This window comes from Agaribacillus sp. DX54 (genome assembly GCF_056858335.1).
Window position 1 is genome coordinate 23,185 of the sequence record NZ_JBXEQE010000044.1, and the last position, 15,872, is coordinate 39,056.

17 protein-coding genes are annotated in these 15,872 nt (G+C 40.3%); 11 read left to right on the forward strand and 6 right to left on the reverse strand.

Features of this window, described 5'->3' with window-relative positions:
• The first annotated feature begins 515 nt into the window (after window positions 1–515).
• Together AC04NP_RS27850 and AC04NP_RS27855 are read left to right on the forward strand one after the other, a co-directional pair.
• On the forward strand, window positions 516–1,067 hold the full coding sequence (locus AC04NP_RS27850) for a hypothetical protein (RefSeq protein WP_482863362.1): 552 nt from the start codon (window positions 516–518) through the stop codon (window positions 1,065–1,067).
• Window positions 1,068–1,087: 20 nt separating this feature from the next.
• Window positions 1,088–1,654, forward strand: coding sequence for a DUF4468 domain-containing protein (locus AC04NP_RS27855; RefSeq protein ID WP_482863363.1), 567 nt, complete (start codon window positions 1,088–1,090; stop codon window positions 1,652–1,654).
• Window positions 1,655–1,725: 71 nt separating this feature from the next.
• Here the strand turns inward: AC04NP_RS27855 and AC04NP_RS27860 are convergent, their stop codons facing one another.
• Complete coding sequence (locus tag AC04NP_RS27860) at window positions 1,726–2,412, reverse strand: carboxypeptidase-like regulatory domain-containing protein (RefSeq protein WP_482863364.1); 687 nt, start codon at window positions 2,410–2,412, stop codon at window positions 1,726–1,728.
• Between the two features lie 127 nt (window positions 2,413–2,539).
• Here AC04NP_RS27860 and AC04NP_RS27865 point away from each other — a divergent pair, with 127 nt between their 5' ends.
• From AC04NP_RS27865 to pruA, 3 genes are all read left to right on the forward strand, one after another.
• Entirely contained in the window at window positions 2,540–2,923 is a 384-nt protein-coding gene (locus tag AC04NP_RS27865; protein WP_482863365.1) for an ArsR/SmtB family transcription factor, read from the forward strand.
• A 2-nt stretch (window positions 2,924–2,925) separates the two neighbouring features.
• Window positions 2,926–3,621: a YjjG family noncanonical pyrimidine nucleotidase gene (locus AC04NP_RS27870; RefSeq protein WP_482863366.1), complete on the forward strand. Its 696-nt coding sequence runs from the start codon at window positions 2,926–2,928 to the stop codon at window positions 3,619–3,621.
• Between the two features lie 159 nt (window positions 3,622–3,780).
• Window positions 3,781–5,412: an L-glutamate gamma-semialdehyde dehydrogenase gene (gene pruA / locus AC04NP_RS27875; protein ID WP_482863367.1), complete on the forward strand. Its 1,632-nt coding sequence runs from the start codon at window positions 3,781–3,783 to the stop codon at window positions 5,410–5,412.
• An 80-nt stretch (window positions 5,413–5,492) separates the two neighbouring features.
• Here the strand turns inward: pruA and AC04NP_RS27880 are convergent, their stop codons facing one another.
• Both AC04NP_RS27880 and AC04NP_RS27885 read right to left on the reverse strand, forming a co-directional pair.
• Window positions 5,493–7,028 (reverse strand): FG-GAP repeat domain-containing protein, encoded by a 1,536-nt coding sequence (locus AC04NP_RS27880; protein ID WP_482863368.1) that lies wholly within the window; start codon window positions 7,026–7,028, stop codon window positions 5,493–5,495.
• Between the two features lie 111 nt (window positions 7,029–7,139).
• Window positions 7,140–7,364, reverse strand: coding sequence for a hypothetical protein (locus AC04NP_RS27885; RefSeq protein WP_482863369.1), 225 nt, complete (start codon window positions 7,362–7,364; stop codon window positions 7,140–7,142).
• Between the two features lie 267 nt (window positions 7,365–7,631).
• On the opposite strand from AC04NP_RS27885, the gene AC04NP_RS27890 reads away from it, so the two are divergent.
• The 3 genes from AC04NP_RS27890 to AC04NP_RS27900 all read left to right on the forward strand — a co-directional run bounded on the left by AC04NP_RS27890 (window position 7,632) and on the right by AC04NP_RS27900 (window position 11,912).
• Window positions 7,632–8,741, forward strand: a complete 1,110-nt coding sequence (locus AC04NP_RS27890; protein ID WP_482863370.1) for a hypothetical protein — start codon at window positions 7,632–7,634, stop codon at window positions 8,739–8,741.
• A gap of 421 nt (window positions 8,742–9,162) precedes the next feature.
• Window positions 9,163–11,409 carry a zinc metalloprotease gene (locus AC04NP_RS27895; protein ID WP_482863371.1) on the forward strand — a complete coding sequence of 749 codons (2,247 nt, stop codon included), beginning with the start codon at window positions 9,163–9,165 and terminating at the stop codon, window positions 11,407–11,409.
• Window positions 11,410–11,573: 164 nt separating this feature from the next.
• Window positions 11,574–11,912: a hypothetical protein gene (locus AC04NP_RS27900; RefSeq protein ID WP_482863372.1), complete on the forward strand. Its 339-nt coding sequence runs from the start codon at window positions 11,574–11,576 to the stop codon at window positions 11,910–11,912.
• A gap of 101 nt (window positions 11,913–12,013) precedes the next feature.
• Here AC04NP_RS27900 and AC04NP_RS27905 read toward each other — a convergent pair whose 3' ends face one another.
• The 3 genes from AC04NP_RS27905 to AC04NP_RS27915 all read right to left on the reverse strand — a co-directional run bounded on the left by AC04NP_RS27905 (window position 12,014) and on the right by AC04NP_RS27915 (window position 12,960).
• Window positions 12,014–12,262, reverse strand: coding sequence for a hypothetical protein (locus tag AC04NP_RS27905; RefSeq protein WP_482863373.1), 249 nt, complete (start codon window positions 12,260–12,262; stop codon window positions 12,014–12,016).
• A 1-nt stretch (window position 12,263) separates the two neighbouring features.
• Window positions 12,264–12,566, reverse strand: a complete 303-nt coding sequence (locus AC04NP_RS27910) for a hypothetical protein (protein WP_482863374.1) — start codon at window positions 12,564–12,566, stop codon at window positions 12,264–12,266.
• Window positions 12,567–12,735: 169 nt separating this feature from the next.
• The gene (locus tag AC04NP_RS27915) at window positions 12,736–12,960 is read right to left on the reverse strand and encodes a hypothetical protein (RefSeq protein ID WP_482863375.1); all 225 of its coding nucleotides are present in this window, start codon (window positions 12,958–12,960) and stop codon (window positions 12,736–12,738) included.
• A gap of 555 nt (window positions 12,961–13,515) precedes the next feature.
• On the opposite strand from AC04NP_RS27915, the gene AC04NP_RS27920 reads away from it, so the two are divergent.
• The 3 genes from AC04NP_RS27920 to AC04NP_RS27930 all read left to right on the forward strand — a co-directional run bounded on the left by AC04NP_RS27920 (window position 13,516) and on the right by AC04NP_RS27930 (window position 15,861).
• Window positions 13,516–14,295 carry a phage integrase SAM-like domain and Arm DNA-binding domain-containing protein gene (locus tag AC04NP_RS27920; protein ID WP_482863376.1) on the forward strand — a complete coding sequence of 260 codons (780 nt, stop codon included), beginning with the start codon at window positions 13,516–13,518 and terminating at the stop codon, window positions 14,293–14,295.
• Window positions 14,296–14,321: 26 nt separating this feature from the next.
• Window positions 14,322–14,765 carry a tyrosine-type recombinase/integrase gene (locus AC04NP_RS27925; protein WP_482863378.1) on the forward strand — a complete coding sequence of 148 codons (444 nt, stop codon included), beginning with the start codon at window positions 14,322–14,324 and terminating at the stop codon, window positions 14,763–14,765.
• A 373-nt stretch (window positions 14,766–15,138) separates the two neighbouring features.
• Complete coding sequence (locus tag AC04NP_RS27930; protein WP_482863377.1) at window positions 15,139–15,861, forward strand: hypothetical protein; 723 nt, start codon at window positions 15,139–15,141, stop codon at window positions 15,859–15,861.
• The last annotated feature ends 11 nt before the right edge of the window (window positions 15,862–15,872 follow it).

The window sequence follows — 15,872 nt, forward strand, 5'->3', positions numbered from 1 at the left end:
TTCAGACTTTACCACAGACCTTTTTGATGAACGAGCTTTTCCTTATACTTCAAGATATGAGATAAAAAAGCATATTAAAAGTCGTTATTTTTATCCCCCATTTTTCCATGTAAGTTTTACACCATTAATAATTTTTTTTATTTATCAAAAATGACGGAAAATTACACAAATTGTGTATTGAAGTACTCATACGGGCACATAACATGTATAATTGAACCAGCTACTTTACGGGTGATTGTTCTTCTATACGAAGATAGACGCTTCCACCTATTGTTTGGGCACAAAGGCTTGTAGAAGCTTATGATTTCTTTATCGCAAAATATCATTTATTCATCGAAATAGGGCTTGTATCTATCTTTAAACCTAAACATTTTTAGTATTTTTGAGTATGAGTTAGGGTTACTTATTCGGGATGTTGAAATAAACATGTAATCTTATTCAATATCTGAATAGCCAAATTGGCACGGAATTTATAGTAAGGTTATGAAAATTGAATTAACTAACCCTAAAGAGCAGTGAAACGGATTTTAAGCAACCCATATTTGTTGGCGTTTGTTTTGTTGGTGCCAGCATTGTTGAGTTTTACAAATGATGAAACTACAAGCGAAAACCTAAGTGAAGACCTAACTGAAGCATTAATCGGACCGGAACGCGGGGAGCTTACCAATGTTAATGACCATGCAGGATTATTTGCCGACTTAGTACCCAGCTTCAACGTTACAATAACGATGTATGAGCCAGTTGCAAGCCAAACTGATGATACGCCAAACATTACAGCCGACGGCACCAGGTTTGAAATTCCTGTAGCAGGTGATTATAAATATGTGGCATTGAGCAGAAACTTGCTGAAAAGATGGGGAGGAAACTTTGATTATGGTGATTTCATCATCATCAGAGGTGCAGGGGGAAAAAGTGGAAAATACCAGGTCAGAGATACGATGAATCCAAGATTTGTCAATTATGTAGATATTCTCGAGTCTCCGGGTACAGGGCCTTACAAATATGAAAATGCGATCATAGTAAAACACAAACCGAACAATACACAACAACCAAAGGACGTTAATTGAACTGTAAAAGCAATGACCTTATGAGAACCTTATTAACACTACTATTGATTGTCGGCGGCTTATTTATAAGTCCGTTGCGCGCGCAGGAGCGGGTTGGGGTCAACCTACTCAGTTTTTCTGAAGAAGTAAGCATTGAAGGCACAGCCAAGGAAGCGCTTTATGAAAAAGCGAAGTATTTGTTCGAGAACAAATTCAACAAATCCACATATTATTTAAGAATGAACAAGAACTCCGGAACGCTGTCCGGCGGCGGTGTGGAAAAATTTAAGATTTCAGGAATTTCGAGATCCGCAACACCACTTTTAAACTATAAGGTGGTCATGGTCGTAAGGGATAATGGCTATTCACTGAAAGTAACGGATTTCTACTACAAAAAGACCGTGCGTAAATCCAGTCAAAGTGTTAAAAAGTTTTTGTTTGTCAATCCCGAATCATCCAAAAAGAGCCAGACAATCCATAAAAAGCTAAAGAAGGAAGCAACTATGATCGCCCAAAATGTCAGGGATGAAGTAAGAAAAGAACTATATAAAAGTGCCAGTAGTGATATTGCTACCAATGAAGCTTCGGCTGAAAACGTTCACTGGTAACTTATTATGCCTCGCATACGCTAAACAATTACCATATATCAAAAAGCCCTGTCTATTTTAGCCAGGGTTTTTTATTTTTTCTTTTTGAAGTCTCCTCTTTTGATCGATTTCACTAACTCAGCCCAGGCAAATGGATTGAGTAAGGCGCTGGTAGGATTAGGATTGTAAAGAAACCGGTTATGGGCCGTGTAGAATTGTTGGTTGACAAAGCCTCTGTAAGCTTCCCGGCCATCCATGGGCAGGGTTTCTGCTATTCTGGCTAAAACTTCGGCCCCCATATTATCTTGTGAAAAATTATTTGAGGGCAATTGCAGGGCTAAAACAGCCTGTTTGAAGTCTTTTTCGGTTGGAAAAGGAAATATCTCTACCTCTTCCAGATAGGTAGTGTCGGTTTTAAGTTCAAAAAATTCTGTGATGTTTTCCCCACGATCTCCGGGAATTACATAAAGAATTCTTTCAAAACCAATCGCACTAATTATCACACTGTCACCAACCAAAGCCGGCATTGAAAAATAACCGTATAAATTTGAAGTTGTACCCCTTCCAGCTTTCGGGACATAAACGTGCACACCCGGAACGCCCGTGGTACTGTCCGCCCCTACCACAACCCCTGAAAACTGAACAATTTGCTTATCCTTTGTGGTAACTTCTTGTGCCCTGGCATCCATTATTACCAAAACACCAAACACCAGTGTCACAGCCAAAAGCTTATAAAAAGCAGGTGTAGCAGCGGTCAATATGATTTCAAACTTCTTCAATACACTAAATTTACACCAAAAATTCTTTATTAAGTGTTACTTAACTTATAAAAATAATGATTAATATTAATTTAAATGCAGTAATGGTATAAAAGGTTTCTTTTTCAATCGTTGATTATATACGAAAATGAGATTAAAGAATTTTAGTTTAAGCCCTGGCACCCAGTTCTTTAAGTCTTTTGCCGATGAATCGAGGGTAAGGATATTATTTCTTTTATATCATGATCACGAGTTGAGCATTTCTGATATTGAAAATATACTGGACTTTACGCAAACAAAAACCAGTCGACATTTGATCTACTTAAAGAATGCCGGGTTAGTCAGCTCCCGGAAGGAAGATCAATGGGTGTTTTATTCTTTAAAAGAAGAGGTAAAGGATTTTGTCAATCAAATCTTTCAGTTTTTAAGCAAAGACCAGGTTTTGTTGAGAGATCTGGAAACGTATGAGATACTAAATTCCAACAGGGAGCTATCTATCAATAAAATTCAACGCAAAACCTGGCCACATTGACCTTGAAAAAATACCATCACATATTTTTTGACCTGGATCATACCCTTTGGGACTTTGATAAAAATGCTACGGAAACGTTGATAGATCTATACCGGCAATTTGAATTAATGAGCTTCAATCTTTTTTCAGAATTCGCCCTGGTAGAAAAGTTTATGGAGGTAAACAACCAATTGTGGGATTTATACAATGTCGGAAAAATTGATAAGGATGAAATTAGGGAAAAAAGATTTACCATTATTTTCATGGATTTAGGCCTGACGCCGGAACAGGTTCCCCCGGATTTCGGAGAGGTTTATTTACAGTCCTGCCCCCAAAAAACAAACATCATGCCCTACACATTAGAGATCCTTGATTATTTGCAGGAGAAATATGAATTATGCATTATAACCAATGGGTTCGACGACGTACAGGATACTAAATTAACCAGTGCCAACATCAAAAAATACTTTAAGCAAATCGTCACTTCCGAATCTGCCGGTTCGAAAAAACCACAGAAGGAAATATTTGAATACGCCCTGGGGCTTACCAGGGCGGAGGTGAATAAAAGCATCATGGTGGGCGATAATTTGCAGACTGATATTCAGGGGGCAAGGCGTGTAAACATGGATCAAATCTTTTACAATCCAAATGATCTGTTTCACAAAGAAAAGGTAACCTACGAAATAAACTGTCTGAGTGAAATGGTAAAGATACTATAGTGCTGACAAGCCAGGAGGTCGATGGTATAGAAATTATTAAAATAAAATAGACTGTTTATTTAAATTTGCCGGTGATTTTATAAAATTGCGGTCCCATTGGATATGAAGTTTTAAATATGCTCAAAATTTTAATTAACAAGAAATAAAACCCATACTATAATGCTTAAAGGATTTTTTAATGTTCCCATTCCTGAAAATGAGCCTGTAAAAAGTTATGCGCCAAATTCTGCCGAAAGAGCAGCTTTAAAATCGGCTATCGAGGAGGCAAGATCTTCAAAAGTCGATATCCCCATGTATATTGGCGGTGAAAGGGTAACTACCGGACGGAAGTTACCGCTGAATCCCCCACACGACCATCAGCATGTGCTGGGTCATTTTAGTGAAGGGGATTCGGATCATGCCAAACAGGCTATAGATGCAGCCATGGCTGCTAAGGAATCCTGGGCTGGTATGTCATGGGAACACCGGGCAAGTATATTTCTAAAGGCGGCCGAATTATTGGCAGGCCCTTACCGGTATAAAATCAACGCTGCCACCATGTTGGGGCAATCAAAGAATGCTTACCAGGCAGAAATTGATTCAGCCTGCGAGTTGATTGATTTCTTAAGGTTCAATGTGAGTTACATGGCTGAGATTTACAAGCAACAGCCGGACTCCGCCCCTGGCACCTGGAACCGGATCGAACAGCGGCCGCTGGAAGGGTTTGTGTTTGCCCTTACTCCATTTAATTTTACTGCGATTGCCGGCAACCTGCCTTCCGCACCTGCTATGATGGGCAATACCGTGGTTTGGAAACCAGCCTACCAGCAGATTTACGCCGCCAATGTGATTATGGAAGTGTTTCAACAAGCCGGCCTTCCCGATGGTGTGATTAATCTGATTTACGTAGATGGCCCTGTGGCCGGGGAAGTGATCTTTAATCATCCCGACTTTGCAGGCCTGCACTTTACCGGAAGTACCAAGGTATTTCAACAATTATGGAAAACTATCGGCGAAAATATTCACAAATACAAATCCTACCCCAGGATCGTTGGAGAAACCGGAGGTAAAGACTTCATTGTGGCCCATCGATCGGCGAGTACCCGGGAAGTGGCCACTGCTATAACACGGGGCGCCTTTGAATATCAGGGGCAAAAATGTTCAGCAGCTTCAAGGGCTTACATTCCCTCAGGCATGTGGGAGGCGTTGAAAAAACTTGTGGTAAATGATGTTAAAGATATCAATATGGGTGTCGTGGAGGACTTTTCAAACTTTTTTAGCGCAGTCATTGACAAAAAGGCCTTTGATAAGATTACAGGATATATCGACCAGGCCGGCAAAAGTGATCTGGTTGAAATACTGGCTGGCGGCAGTTATGATAAGTCATCCGGGTATTTTATCCAGCCTACCGTTTTACTAACCAAAGATCCACAATATATAACCATGTGTGAAGAGATATTTGGCCCGGTTATTACCATTTATGTTTACCAGGAAGACCGTTTTGAGGAAACGCTGGAATTGATTGATCAGACGTCACCTTATGCCTTAACAGGCGCCTTGTTTGCTACTGACCGTTATGCCATTGAACTGGCATCGAATAAGTTGGTAAATGCTGCCGGTAACTTCTACATCAATGACAAACCTACCGGTGCGGTCGTCGGTCAGCAGCCTTTTGGCGGGGCAAGAGGATCAGGCACCAACGATAAAGCCGGTTCAATGATCAACCTGTTGCGGTGGGTTTCGCCCAGAACTATCAAGGAAACCCTGGTTCCATCCACAGATTTTAGATATCCTTTTATGGAAGCGCAATAAAAATCTGAAAAACGGGAATAAACACCTGGCTGACTCAATGTATAATTGGGTGAGTCAGGGTCTTATGACATACTTCCAGGTTATTGGAGTTTGTTTTCCAAAATAATAAATGACAAGCCGCTTTCCATCCATTTTTTAACATAACCTTTGGTGTCAGGCACCACCTCAAAAGCCAGTGCTCCTAACACCAAATCTTCATCCCCATCATTATCCCAATCAGCGTGGTCCATCACAATCCACCTTCCTCGTGAGGGGTCTTTGAAAGTAGAAGCTTCGAATTTTCCATCTCCTTTGTTTTCAAGATAAACAAAGCTTTCATGCGGTGTTTTTTCAAAATCCGGAAAAAAGGATATAGAGGCAATATCAATATCCCCATCCTGATCAAAGTCCAGGGGTATGGCATTATAGGCACCATTCTGATGCCAAAAGAACACTTCTTCGAATTGATTCGCGCCATTGTTCCGATAGATTCTGATGCCATGATAAGGTTTCATTAGCGGCGGGTAGTCCGCGTTGTCCCCGGCTGTATGAATGATATCGTCAAAACCATCCTCATTGTAATCAAAAAAATTGAAATAGCTCGATCCATAGCTGGGGGGAAAGCGCAGTAAGGCCTCTTCCCTGAACACGCCATTGCCCTGATTATAATAGGCAAATATGCCCTCATCGCCCTGACCAAAAAGGGCAATTATATCAGGAAGGCCATTGTTGTCAAAATCTTTTATATATGCCTTTATGGGTCCGGGGCGGGTGCTCAGTAAATGCGAGATGTACTTTCTATCAGGCGTTTTTTCCCGCCAGGTCAACCGGCCGGTCCACTTTGCAAATTCACAAATGACAATATCCTCCAAACCGTCCTGATTGAGATCCCCAAATGATGAATGTACAGGCCTTCTCAGTTGGCTGATTATTTTCCGGGCTTTCCCTTTCCCCTCTTTCGGCAACTCCATCAAAAAGCCCGAAGGGGCATCTGTAGGGGAAAAGGATCCCATCACGGTAATAAACAGGCTTTTTTCTCTATTATTAAGCCATACGGCCCCCTCTTTTGTATTGGCAACATTGAGTAGTTGAAGCTTTCTATTAAACTGATAAAGTTTTTGAGAATGCGCATCAGCGATGTAAAGGCCATCTCCGGCAAAAGCAACACAGGTAGTGCCCGGGGGTGAAAGCCTGTAGGGTGTCTCCACTACTTCAAACAGTTTCAACCCTGTACGGATCTCATCACTGATAATTTCCAGACTATCCGGCGCGTGGGACAAATAGTAATGCTGAATTTTCACCCATATGCTATCCGGCAGCAATTGATGTGGCGGAAATGTATTGGCCTTTTTTACCATTTCACCACTAGCCCCCCGGCCAATCAGCTTCATTCTGACACTGTCATGAGGGTAAATCCCATACATATAACCCATCCTCGGAAGTACGTGCTTCTTCCAGGTAGATTTATCGAGCAGGGACGGTTCAGGATAGCTATGACAGTTAGCACAGTAGGCTTTGGCTAAACTCCGGGCACTTCTTTCCAAATCCTGGGACGCAGGCGGTTCGTTTTTCCCCTTTTCTCTTGAACAACCTGTCGAAATAAATACCAAACAAATAACCGCTAACCAAAATCTCATTCCCAAAATCTATGTTAACACAAACAATGATACAGCTTACTTGCGGAAATAAGGTTAAGCCAAGGTTAAAGTTTTATTAAGTTGAAGTCAACAGACAACGAAAAATTCCAATCAACCTATTAACGAAGTCTTTCCCTTATCAAATTTGCCCAAACCCGGTAGCGGGTGCATATCCTCCTCTTCAAATTCCCTGATTGCTGCCTCCCAAAACCTGGGATCATCACTCTCCAGCTTGCTAAATTCGTCGTTTACCAGCCAGGCTCCATAACACAACATAAATATCAATGAGCCCAGCAGACCAACAACTATCCGCTTTAACAATCGTTTATTCATCATTTACATTTCGGTGAATACTATTGAATAGACCCTATTTAATCAGTCACCGATTTTATAAAATCCGACAGCTATTTCAAAAAGTATTAAAAATTATGCTAAAGTTATTTTTTTTATGTGAGAAAAATGTATTGTATGAAAATTTCAAATCATTGGCTTTTGAAGCAGGCAGGTGAAATGCACTGGTCGAAAAGCTGATCAGGAATCAGGGAAAAGCATAAATCCGGGCCTAAGATCACAACTTATAGGGAAACAAAAAATCACTTCACCATGAATAAGCAATTATGGTTTTTGCCCCTGTTACTTAGTATGTTTTTCAACAGGTTAAGTGCACAGATACAGGTAACTGATTTATTATCTAAAGACTCGGACAAAAATTCCATGCCAAGAAATTTCGTTCAATTTAATAATCTGCTTTTCTTTGAAGCAATCACCGAAAGTTATGGCAAGGAAATATGGGTAAGTGATGGTACAGTTGACAATTCCAAACTGCTAAAAGATATTTACCCGGGGAAGAGCAGCGGTATCACTACCGTCTTTTCGCAAAGTTCTGTAACATTTAATGATAAGCTTTTTTTTGTAGCGAATGATGGACAGAACGGAAAACAGATTTGGTCCACAGATGGAACTGAAGAAGGGACAGTACCTGTTACCGACTTACTAAAGCTCAATATGTCCAACCTGACCTTGGTAGGTGATTATTTTTACTTTCTCTCGAAAGAGGATTTTCTACTCCATGTCTGGAAGAGTGATGGAACCAGCGAAGGAACTATTGTAGTAAAAGGGGATCTGCCTATCCGGAATTATCCAAGTTTTGAAGGTGCCGCCAACGGTCTGTTTTTCTTCACATTTCAGCCAGGAGAAACCAATCAATCCAGGGTTTGGAGAAGTGACGGTACCGAATCAGGCACCTTTCCGGTCACGCAAGAAGTTGACGGGAATGGTGCAAGGCCAACGGGGACATCCTCCCTGACACAGTATAACGAATTCAACAATGATTTATACTTTGTGGTCAAAAGTTCATCAATATTCCCCTTTCCTACCACGGTGGGTATTATGAAAACCGACGGCTCCCCGGAAAATACAGTTCCGGTAAAAGCAGTGCATGAAGGCAACTGGGAATTAGTCGATTTTGCTGATGTCATTGAAATTAATAATAAGTTATACTTTTCATTTTTCCTGACGGACTACCGGCGCTTATTCATATGGGAATCAGATGGAACGGAAAACGGCACCAAAAAAATCTATGATGTGAGTGGCCCAAAATATTATGTGCCTTCCAATCTGGCTACAAATGGAACTGATTTGATCTTTACCGGTAAAAGCAACAACGATGAAACCGCCCTCTTGAAATTAAATCCTGAAAACTATCAGGTGTAGGAAATCAAAGAGTTAATTACAAATGTAAACCAACCTTTTTTTACTCGTCATTTCAACATCAATCTCATCAGCAAGATCACAGACAACTCATTTTATATTGCTCCTCCAACATGTGGTGCAACAGCCACGTCCGCTGGCGCCAGGTTAAGCATGAGGTGATATGAAAGAGCAAATTAATTGATTCATTTCCAATAAATTACAATCTTATAAATACCCATTTTTAGGGGTTGACAGTTGTTTAGTTTTTTAGTAAATTAATATTTTATTTTCTGACATTGGCAGGAATAGAAAAAATGGGATAACCTACTATTAAACGACCAGTCCGACCACCAGCTTACTTCGAAAAGAAGAAGGCAATTCTTTTGTCTGTTTATTAAAAAACACAATCTACCAAATTGTTCAACTCTAACTAAATAAGCTTATGGAAACCACGAAAGAAAAACTATCCCCACACGAATTGGATGAATTTGACTTTGAGGAACAGCTAGACATCCAGGAAACCGATGCCGAATACATACAAGAAACGGCTTCACTATTTCCAGGGCTATTGCAGGTAAGCGGTTTATATACCTGGTCTTACAAAATCGCTCTCAAAAATCCATTTCCCTACGCTAAACCGGATGGATTAGAGGAGTCAGAGATACAACCTATCGGGTTTTGGAGGAAAAGAAAGGAAGCACTCAGGATAGATCTCGATGGGAAATATCCACAAAATACGATAAGTGGGACCATAAAGATCGGGCTAAACCTTCGGTTACATTGGATAGCAAGTGTGAAATACCAGGGATCATCCAAATGGGCTGGCACTATCTGGTACAAATCAGGCCATGCTGCCTTACTCCCTCACACTGGCATTAAGATGAAGGTAATCCGATCACTGTACCCGGGCCAACGCCTGGCAATCGTCAAGTTCGGTGGCGGCGGTGCCACGAGCCGCACTATGATCTATCGATGGAAAAGTAAATATTTTCGCAATGTCCAATTCGAGTTTGATGTGGCAAGCGGAACTTCGGCAGTGACACATATTGAAACTGACGCACATCCAAATCGCCCTGCCTCTTTGCCTGCGGAAAAATTAACCATCCAAAAAGTATTTCGAAGGACCGGTTTTAAAGCTTCAACAACAAAAGACAGTTCGATAATACCACTAAGCGGGTCAGGGCCCAATGCGCGGTGGAGTGATATGGAAATGCACGATGCCATGCAGACCTATTGGTCAAGATTTGCCAACAGGCCTCAGTGGTCATTATGGACATTCTTTGCCGGTCTGCATGAGCAAGGACCTTCGCTGGGCGGGATCATGTTTGATGATATTGGTCCAAACCATCGTCAGGGAACTGCTGTTTTCAATGATTCGTTCATCAAAAATCCTCCTCCCAGTGATCCTAAACCGGCAGCCTGGGTTAATCGTATGAAATTCTGGACAACCTGCCACGAAATGGGCCATGCCTTCAACCTGGCACATTCCTGGCAGAAATCCTTGGTTTTTGGCGGAAAAGGTCCCTGGATACCCCTGGATAATGAACCTGAGGCGCGTAGTTTTATGAATTATCCTTTCAGCGTTGCAGGTGGGCAGTCAGCATTTTTCAAAGACTTTGAATATAGATTCAGTGATGACGAGCTACTCTTTTTGCGTCACGCACCAGAGCAGTTCGTGCAAATGGGAAATGCGGACTGGTTTGATGATCATGGGTTCAACCAGGCAAATGTTTACCCTGAACAAAGCTTTAAACTGGAAGCACGCCTGCACCGAGATATCGACCATTTTGAGTTTATGGAACCGGTTAAGATCGAGCTGAAACTGGTTAACATGACCGGCCAGCCAAAATTACTGGGTATCTCAACACTCTCAGACAGTGAACATTTAACCGTAATTATCAAAGGAAAAGGAAAACCTGCAAGACAATGGCACCCTTACACTCAAAAATGCCTGGAAAACCCGCTCAGGCAGTTGGTTCCCGAAGAGGCAATGTATAGCTCTTTGAGTATAGCATCAGGTCTGAATGGCTGGGATCTGGCAGAGCCAGGGGTCTATGAGGTTCAGGTAGCTATAAACATTGAAGGGGAAGATATAATCTCCAATGTATTGAATGTGAAAATTGCCCCACCAAAAAGCTATGAAGAAGAGCTCGTAGCTCAGGATTTCTTTTCTGAAGATGTAGGAAGGATCCTTGCCTTCAATGGAAGCATGTTCCTTGAAAAAGGTAATGACGTATTGCGGCAGGTTGTGGACCAGTTTGGAAAAAATCGGGTTTCATGCCATGCCTCCATTGCGCTAAACATGCCTTTGACCAAAGGATACAAATATTTAAACATTCCGGAGGGCGAATCTTTATATGCTTCGGCACAGGATGCAAATGCGTCAATCAAAGTGGCCGAACCAAAAGTAGACGAAGCCCGAAAGGAACTGATGAAAGTTTTAATATCCAACAAAAACAATGCGGTAGATACCTTTGGGCATATTGACTATGGAGACCAGGTTAAAATGCTAAGTCAGTTTCTTTACGCCGATGGCGATGCCAGGAGTGCGGAAGAATGTATGAAAAATGCTCATGAGGTGCTGAAGTCACGTAATGTACTTGATTCGGTGCTTGAAGAATTTCAACATGAAATGAGACAATATTCAGAAAACAAATCCGGTTCCAAAACGGCCACAGTAGAAGATTAGGGAAAAACCTAAAATAGTCTGTATCCGGAATAGTTATTGAGAAATCCGGCGCTATGATGGGTGATCATCTCAGACATTTTCGGTTATCCATGAAGTTTAAATGGATGAAATGGCATTACATTGTACTATCTTTTTCATCTATAATCCTAACCAATTGCAGCACAATGGGTAATAAAACAGATAGTTCTCAATCCATTGGCCAGAAGCCTGTTTTTCATATTGCCCTCCGGGAAGGCTTCTATGAAGATGAAATTCAGGTGGAACACAATGGGCAAAGTGTATATCAAAAAAATAAAGTTACCAGTGATGTAAGAATTGGTTTGGCAGATTCCTTCGAAATTCCACAACAGGAAGGGCCTGATATACTTTATTTTATGATCCCTGAAAAAGGTATAAAACAACGTATTACATTTCAGTTTTCGTTTACGGTTTACATTGCCGTATCCTACATCGATGATGAACTGCGGCTTACAGTCTCTGATGCGCCCTTTGGTTACATGTAACACAAGTGAAGTTTTAAAGGGCCTGTTTTCAAAAAGGTTCTTTAAAGCTTCACTGATCAGGACATCCCTGAAGTTTTAATTTTTGTTAGTTCGACCAACACCTATAAGTCATTAGTTCTTTTTACACCGATCCCAGGGATATACCATTTGGAACTATCAATGAGAGGTTTAATTGACAAATCAGTATAAAACAAATACACATTTTTAGGGCCTTTAAACAAACTTATCTCCCTGTTATCCTTAAGATAGCAATATGCTGCATTACCACCATCGACACGCTGATAAGCACTATCATGACTATATTTCACTGCTAGTGCTTGCATAGCATCCACCTGCAGTATTAAGGGCATATCATAAATTTCCAGAACCGCTTAATGTTAATAAAAGTTGATTTAGCTTACTATTATAGAAATAGGGGGTAAAACTTGTTTCTGCCTTGCCTTTATCAAAGGCCATATCATAGGTATATAAATCAAAATCATTGACATATATTTTGCCGTCTTCAAGTAACTTTTCAAGGTGCCGATTGAATTGTTTTTCTGTCATTCCAAAGGTAAAACCTAATAAGAGGCTAGGATTACTTTTTTGATATTCTTTTTGCTGATTACCACATGCCGCTGAAATTAATAACAAGCTGGCGAGCATATAGTTCATAATAAACCCAGTTGGTTGAACCCACAGACTACCTAATTTAACTTTTAAAGGCAAATCTTAATTAAGGTAGTGCTACATTTAAGCCAGGTTAACTTATCTCAGGTTGAAATGTGGTAAGGTGCCGGATAAAGAAATAGGCGGTTAAAGGGGTTTAAAATACTTTATTTTATTACATTCTTGGTACTGGTATGCCAGGTTTTGAGCAAATTCCATGCACATTACTGTCTTTTATTGGTCGGTCATCAATGGGCATGTTTAAATAAGCAGTACCTCCTGTTTTTGGGTTTTCAAACTTAACTACTCTTGCTTTATTTTCTGGCAATGGTAACATTTCGCAACCATATGTCCTTATCCAGTCAAAAAGATAAGCTCTTGTAACTATATAATCAGCCATTTAATGATATTAAGCCGTTAAGCCGATTGAAGGAAGATTGATTTTTTGGTTACCTTTGAATCGTTAGATTTCAAATCGTTGGCAACTTTTGAAGCTTCATAGTCAAATATGTCATGCAGGGCATTAAATAAATTGGTTATTAATTCATGTTCTGTATCACCCTCTGCAAATACGTTTGGAAATTGTTTGAAATAACCTGAGTATCCCCTTGTTTTTGGTCTTCTATTTCTTTAATTCTGAGAAGTGTGTATTCCATCCAGGCCAATTTCTTTTTCATCCTGGATCGATATTCCTTGGTGATCTCATCCATAAGACTTTAAAGGTGTATCAAATTGTGTATTAAACAAAAAAGCCACCCACAATTTTAATCTTGCAAGTGGCTGATTATCAGCGTGGAGCCAATAGGAATCGAACCCAAGACCTCTTGACTGCCAGTCATACAATTTCTGAATTTGTTTGGATTAAAATGGCTTAAAAACCTGTTTTTAAGCGGTTTTTAGGCACATATCACTTATCTTTGTACCAAACCAAAAGTTACGTGCAAAATTTAAATGTATGGCAACAAGTATCGTTCTTGCACTCGATGCGAGAAAACCTAAAAAAGACGGCACATTTCCGATAATTTTCAGGCTGGTTCACAATACCAAAACGACCAGTATCAAATCCGGTTACTGGATCAAAAAAACCGACTGGAACATTAAAGATCGCAAAGTTAAATCAAGTTACAAAGGATCGGAAACGCCGCTACGCCTTAACAATCTGTTACAAAAAAAACGGTCTGAGATGACTGATCAGATAATGCGGCTGGATGAAAAGGGTGAACTGAAATTCTTATCCGTTGTTCAAGTTCGTGAACGTATGCAGGACAGCAAGCCATCACAAACGTTTTTCACCTACACCGAAAAACTCATTAATGATCTTCGCAAGGCAAAACGGATTGGAAATGCCAAGAGCTACCGCGCCATTTTGAACGTGATCAAGAAGTACCGGAAAGACAAGGACTTTACCTTCAATGAACTTAACCTGGCCTTTTTGAAGAAATTTGAGGTGAATCATTTAGCAAAGGGTAATTCGCTCAATGGGCTGGCTGTCTATATGAAGACCATCCGGGCTATCTTCAATCAGGCCGTTAAAGACGGCTTTGCGGACAGGGATGCCTACCCTTTTGATGATTATACAATCCGCACAACCAAAACAAAAAAGCGAGCGATTGATTTTTCCTTAATCCAACGTCTTGCAAATCTGGAACTGGACAAGGACTCGACCTTGTATCGAGACAGGCAGATTTTTTTAATGAGCTTTTACCTGATGCCTATGCAGACCTTGCGCATCTGAAACTCGGCAACATTAATGACGGACGGATTTCATTTGTCAGACAGCGCACAAAAAAACCCTACGATATAAAAATTCCAGGGCCGTTATGGCCAATACTGGATGAATTTGTTGCAGACAAGGGAAAAGATGACTATACCCTTCCCATCATCAAACGGGATGATCCGGCCCTGCAATACAAGGACGTAACCTGGGCGCGTGAGCGATATAATAAAAATTTAAAAAAGCTGGCGGCTATGGCCAAGATTGAGGAAAACCTGACAAGCTATGTAGCGCGACATTCTTATGCAACGATTGCCGACCAGATGGAGATACCGTTAACGACCATTTCCAAGATGCTGGGCCATGAAAAGGTTAATACAACACAAATCTATCTTGCTAGTTTGAAAAAGAGTACAATTGACGATTATCAAGAAAAGATAATATCAGGCAAACCTGCTACTGGTAATGAAGGAGGCCCCGAAAGTGCTTGATCTATAGTTTTCCAATAAAAGGCCAAAGATCGCTATTCAAACTGAAGGGTTACAATTTACCAACCAGATCATTGACCAAATTATGGCTCCATCGGTGTCATTCCGGCATTATCCATCCTACTGCATCGAACAAAAATATCTTCCAGAATCCGCTAATATAATTTATGGAAACCTCTTTGTATAGCTGCAAAGCGAATTAAATCGTTGTAATTTGTTACATTTACAATAATCAAAGTCTGTTTATGGCCCAACAGACGCTGATGGATGGGAAGATACATTAAACATTAATAATTTTAATGTGGCTGCTAGGGACATAGTTACAAAGTAAAATAGGTGAAAGGTCTTGCATTAAGAGAGGTTAAAAATACAATATTTGCCTTTATCCAGATATATTTATGGTATAATTAGCATAATGTTCTTCAGCCATTTAGTTGGTAGTAATTTTAAAAAAACCAAAATAGAACAAAATAATGAAGAGAAGACGGAGATTGAATCAACTGATATTCCTAAAACCAGTCGAAAAAAAGCTCCCACCAAACGTAAGGCTAAAAAAACTACGGCGAAAGCTAAAAAAAGAGCACCAGTTATAAATTATCCGAGGCATTCAGTTGAAAAAGCACTTAGAATCCCAAGAGCGATAGTTGAACAGAATGCAGGTAAAGACTGTTCAGAGAAAGATGCAGCCAATTATTGTGGTGTAGGTTACAATGGCCCATTTCGACTAGAAATAAGTTCGTCATTAAAATATGGGCTTCTTGAAAGACCTTCTCCTGGACAAATACAACCAACAGAGTTGGTAAAAAAAATTTTAAGACCTCAATCGCCTTCTGACGAGCTATCCGGATTACGTGAGGCCGTATTGAAAGCTCCTATTATCGGAGAAGTTTATAAGCACTACAGGGGCGAGAATTTGCCCGACAGAAAATTTTTCAAAAATACTCTTATAGATACATTTAAAGTACCTTCAGAAAAACTATCTGAGTTTATTGATATTTTCATTGAAACGTTGGAAAAATCAAAACTAGTTGAAAAAACAGGAGATAAATACAGAATAATAGACATATCAAACGAAGGTTCAAATGGCTGTAATCAGTAAACAAAACTGCA

What these genes read in the sequence shown, in the direction of transcription:
- AC04NP_RS27855 (WP_482863363.1), top strand. Translation starts at nt 1,088, where the DNA reads ATGAGAACCTTATTAACACTACTATTGATTGTCGGCGGCTTATTTATA.
- AC04NP_RS27865 (WP_482863365.1), top strand. Translation starts at nt 2,540, where the DNA reads ATGAGATTAAAGAATTTTAGTTTAAGCCCTGGCACCCAGTTCTTTAAG.
- pruA (WP_482863367.1), top strand. Translation starts at nt 3,781, where the DNA reads ATGCTTAAAGGATTTTTTAATGTTCCCATTCCTGAAAATGAGCCTGTA.
- AC04NP_RS27880 (WP_482863368.1), bottom strand. Translation starts at nt 7,028, where the DNA reads ATGAGATTTTGGTTAGCGGTTATTTGTTTGGTATTTATTTCGACAGGT.
- AC04NP_RS27885 (WP_482863369.1), bottom strand. Translation starts at nt 7,364, where the DNA reads ATGATGAATAAACGATTGTTAAAGCGGATAGTTGTTGGTCTGCTGGGC.
- AC04NP_RS27890 (WP_482863370.1), top strand. Translation starts at nt 7,632, where the DNA reads ATGAATAAGCAATTATGGTTTTTGCCCCTGTTACTTAGTATGTTTTTC.
- AC04NP_RS27895 (WP_482863371.1), top strand. Translation starts at nt 9,163, where the DNA reads ATGGAAACCACGAAAGAAAAACTATCCCCACACGAATTGGATGAATTT.
- AC04NP_RS27900 (WP_482863372.1), top strand. Translation starts at nt 11,574, where the DNA reads ATGGGTAATAAAACAGATAGTTCTCAATCCATTGGCCAGAAGCCTGTT.
- AC04NP_RS27905 (WP_482863373.1), bottom strand. Translation starts at nt 12,262, where the DNA reads ATGCCCTTAATACTGCAGGTGGATGCTATGCAAGCACTAGCAGTGAAA.
- AC04NP_RS27910 (WP_482863374.1), bottom strand. Translation starts at nt 12,566, where the DNA reads ATGAACTATATGCTCGCCAGCTTGTTATTAATTTCAGCGGCATGTGGT.
- AC04NP_RS27915 (WP_482863375.1), bottom strand. Translation starts at nt 12,960, where the DNA reads ATGGCTGATTATATAGTTACAAGAGCTTATCTTTTTGACTGGATAAGG.
- AC04NP_RS27920 (WP_482863376.1), top strand. Translation starts at nt 13,516, where the DNA reads ATGGCAACAAGTATCGTTCTTGCACTCGATGCGAGAAAACCTAAAAAA.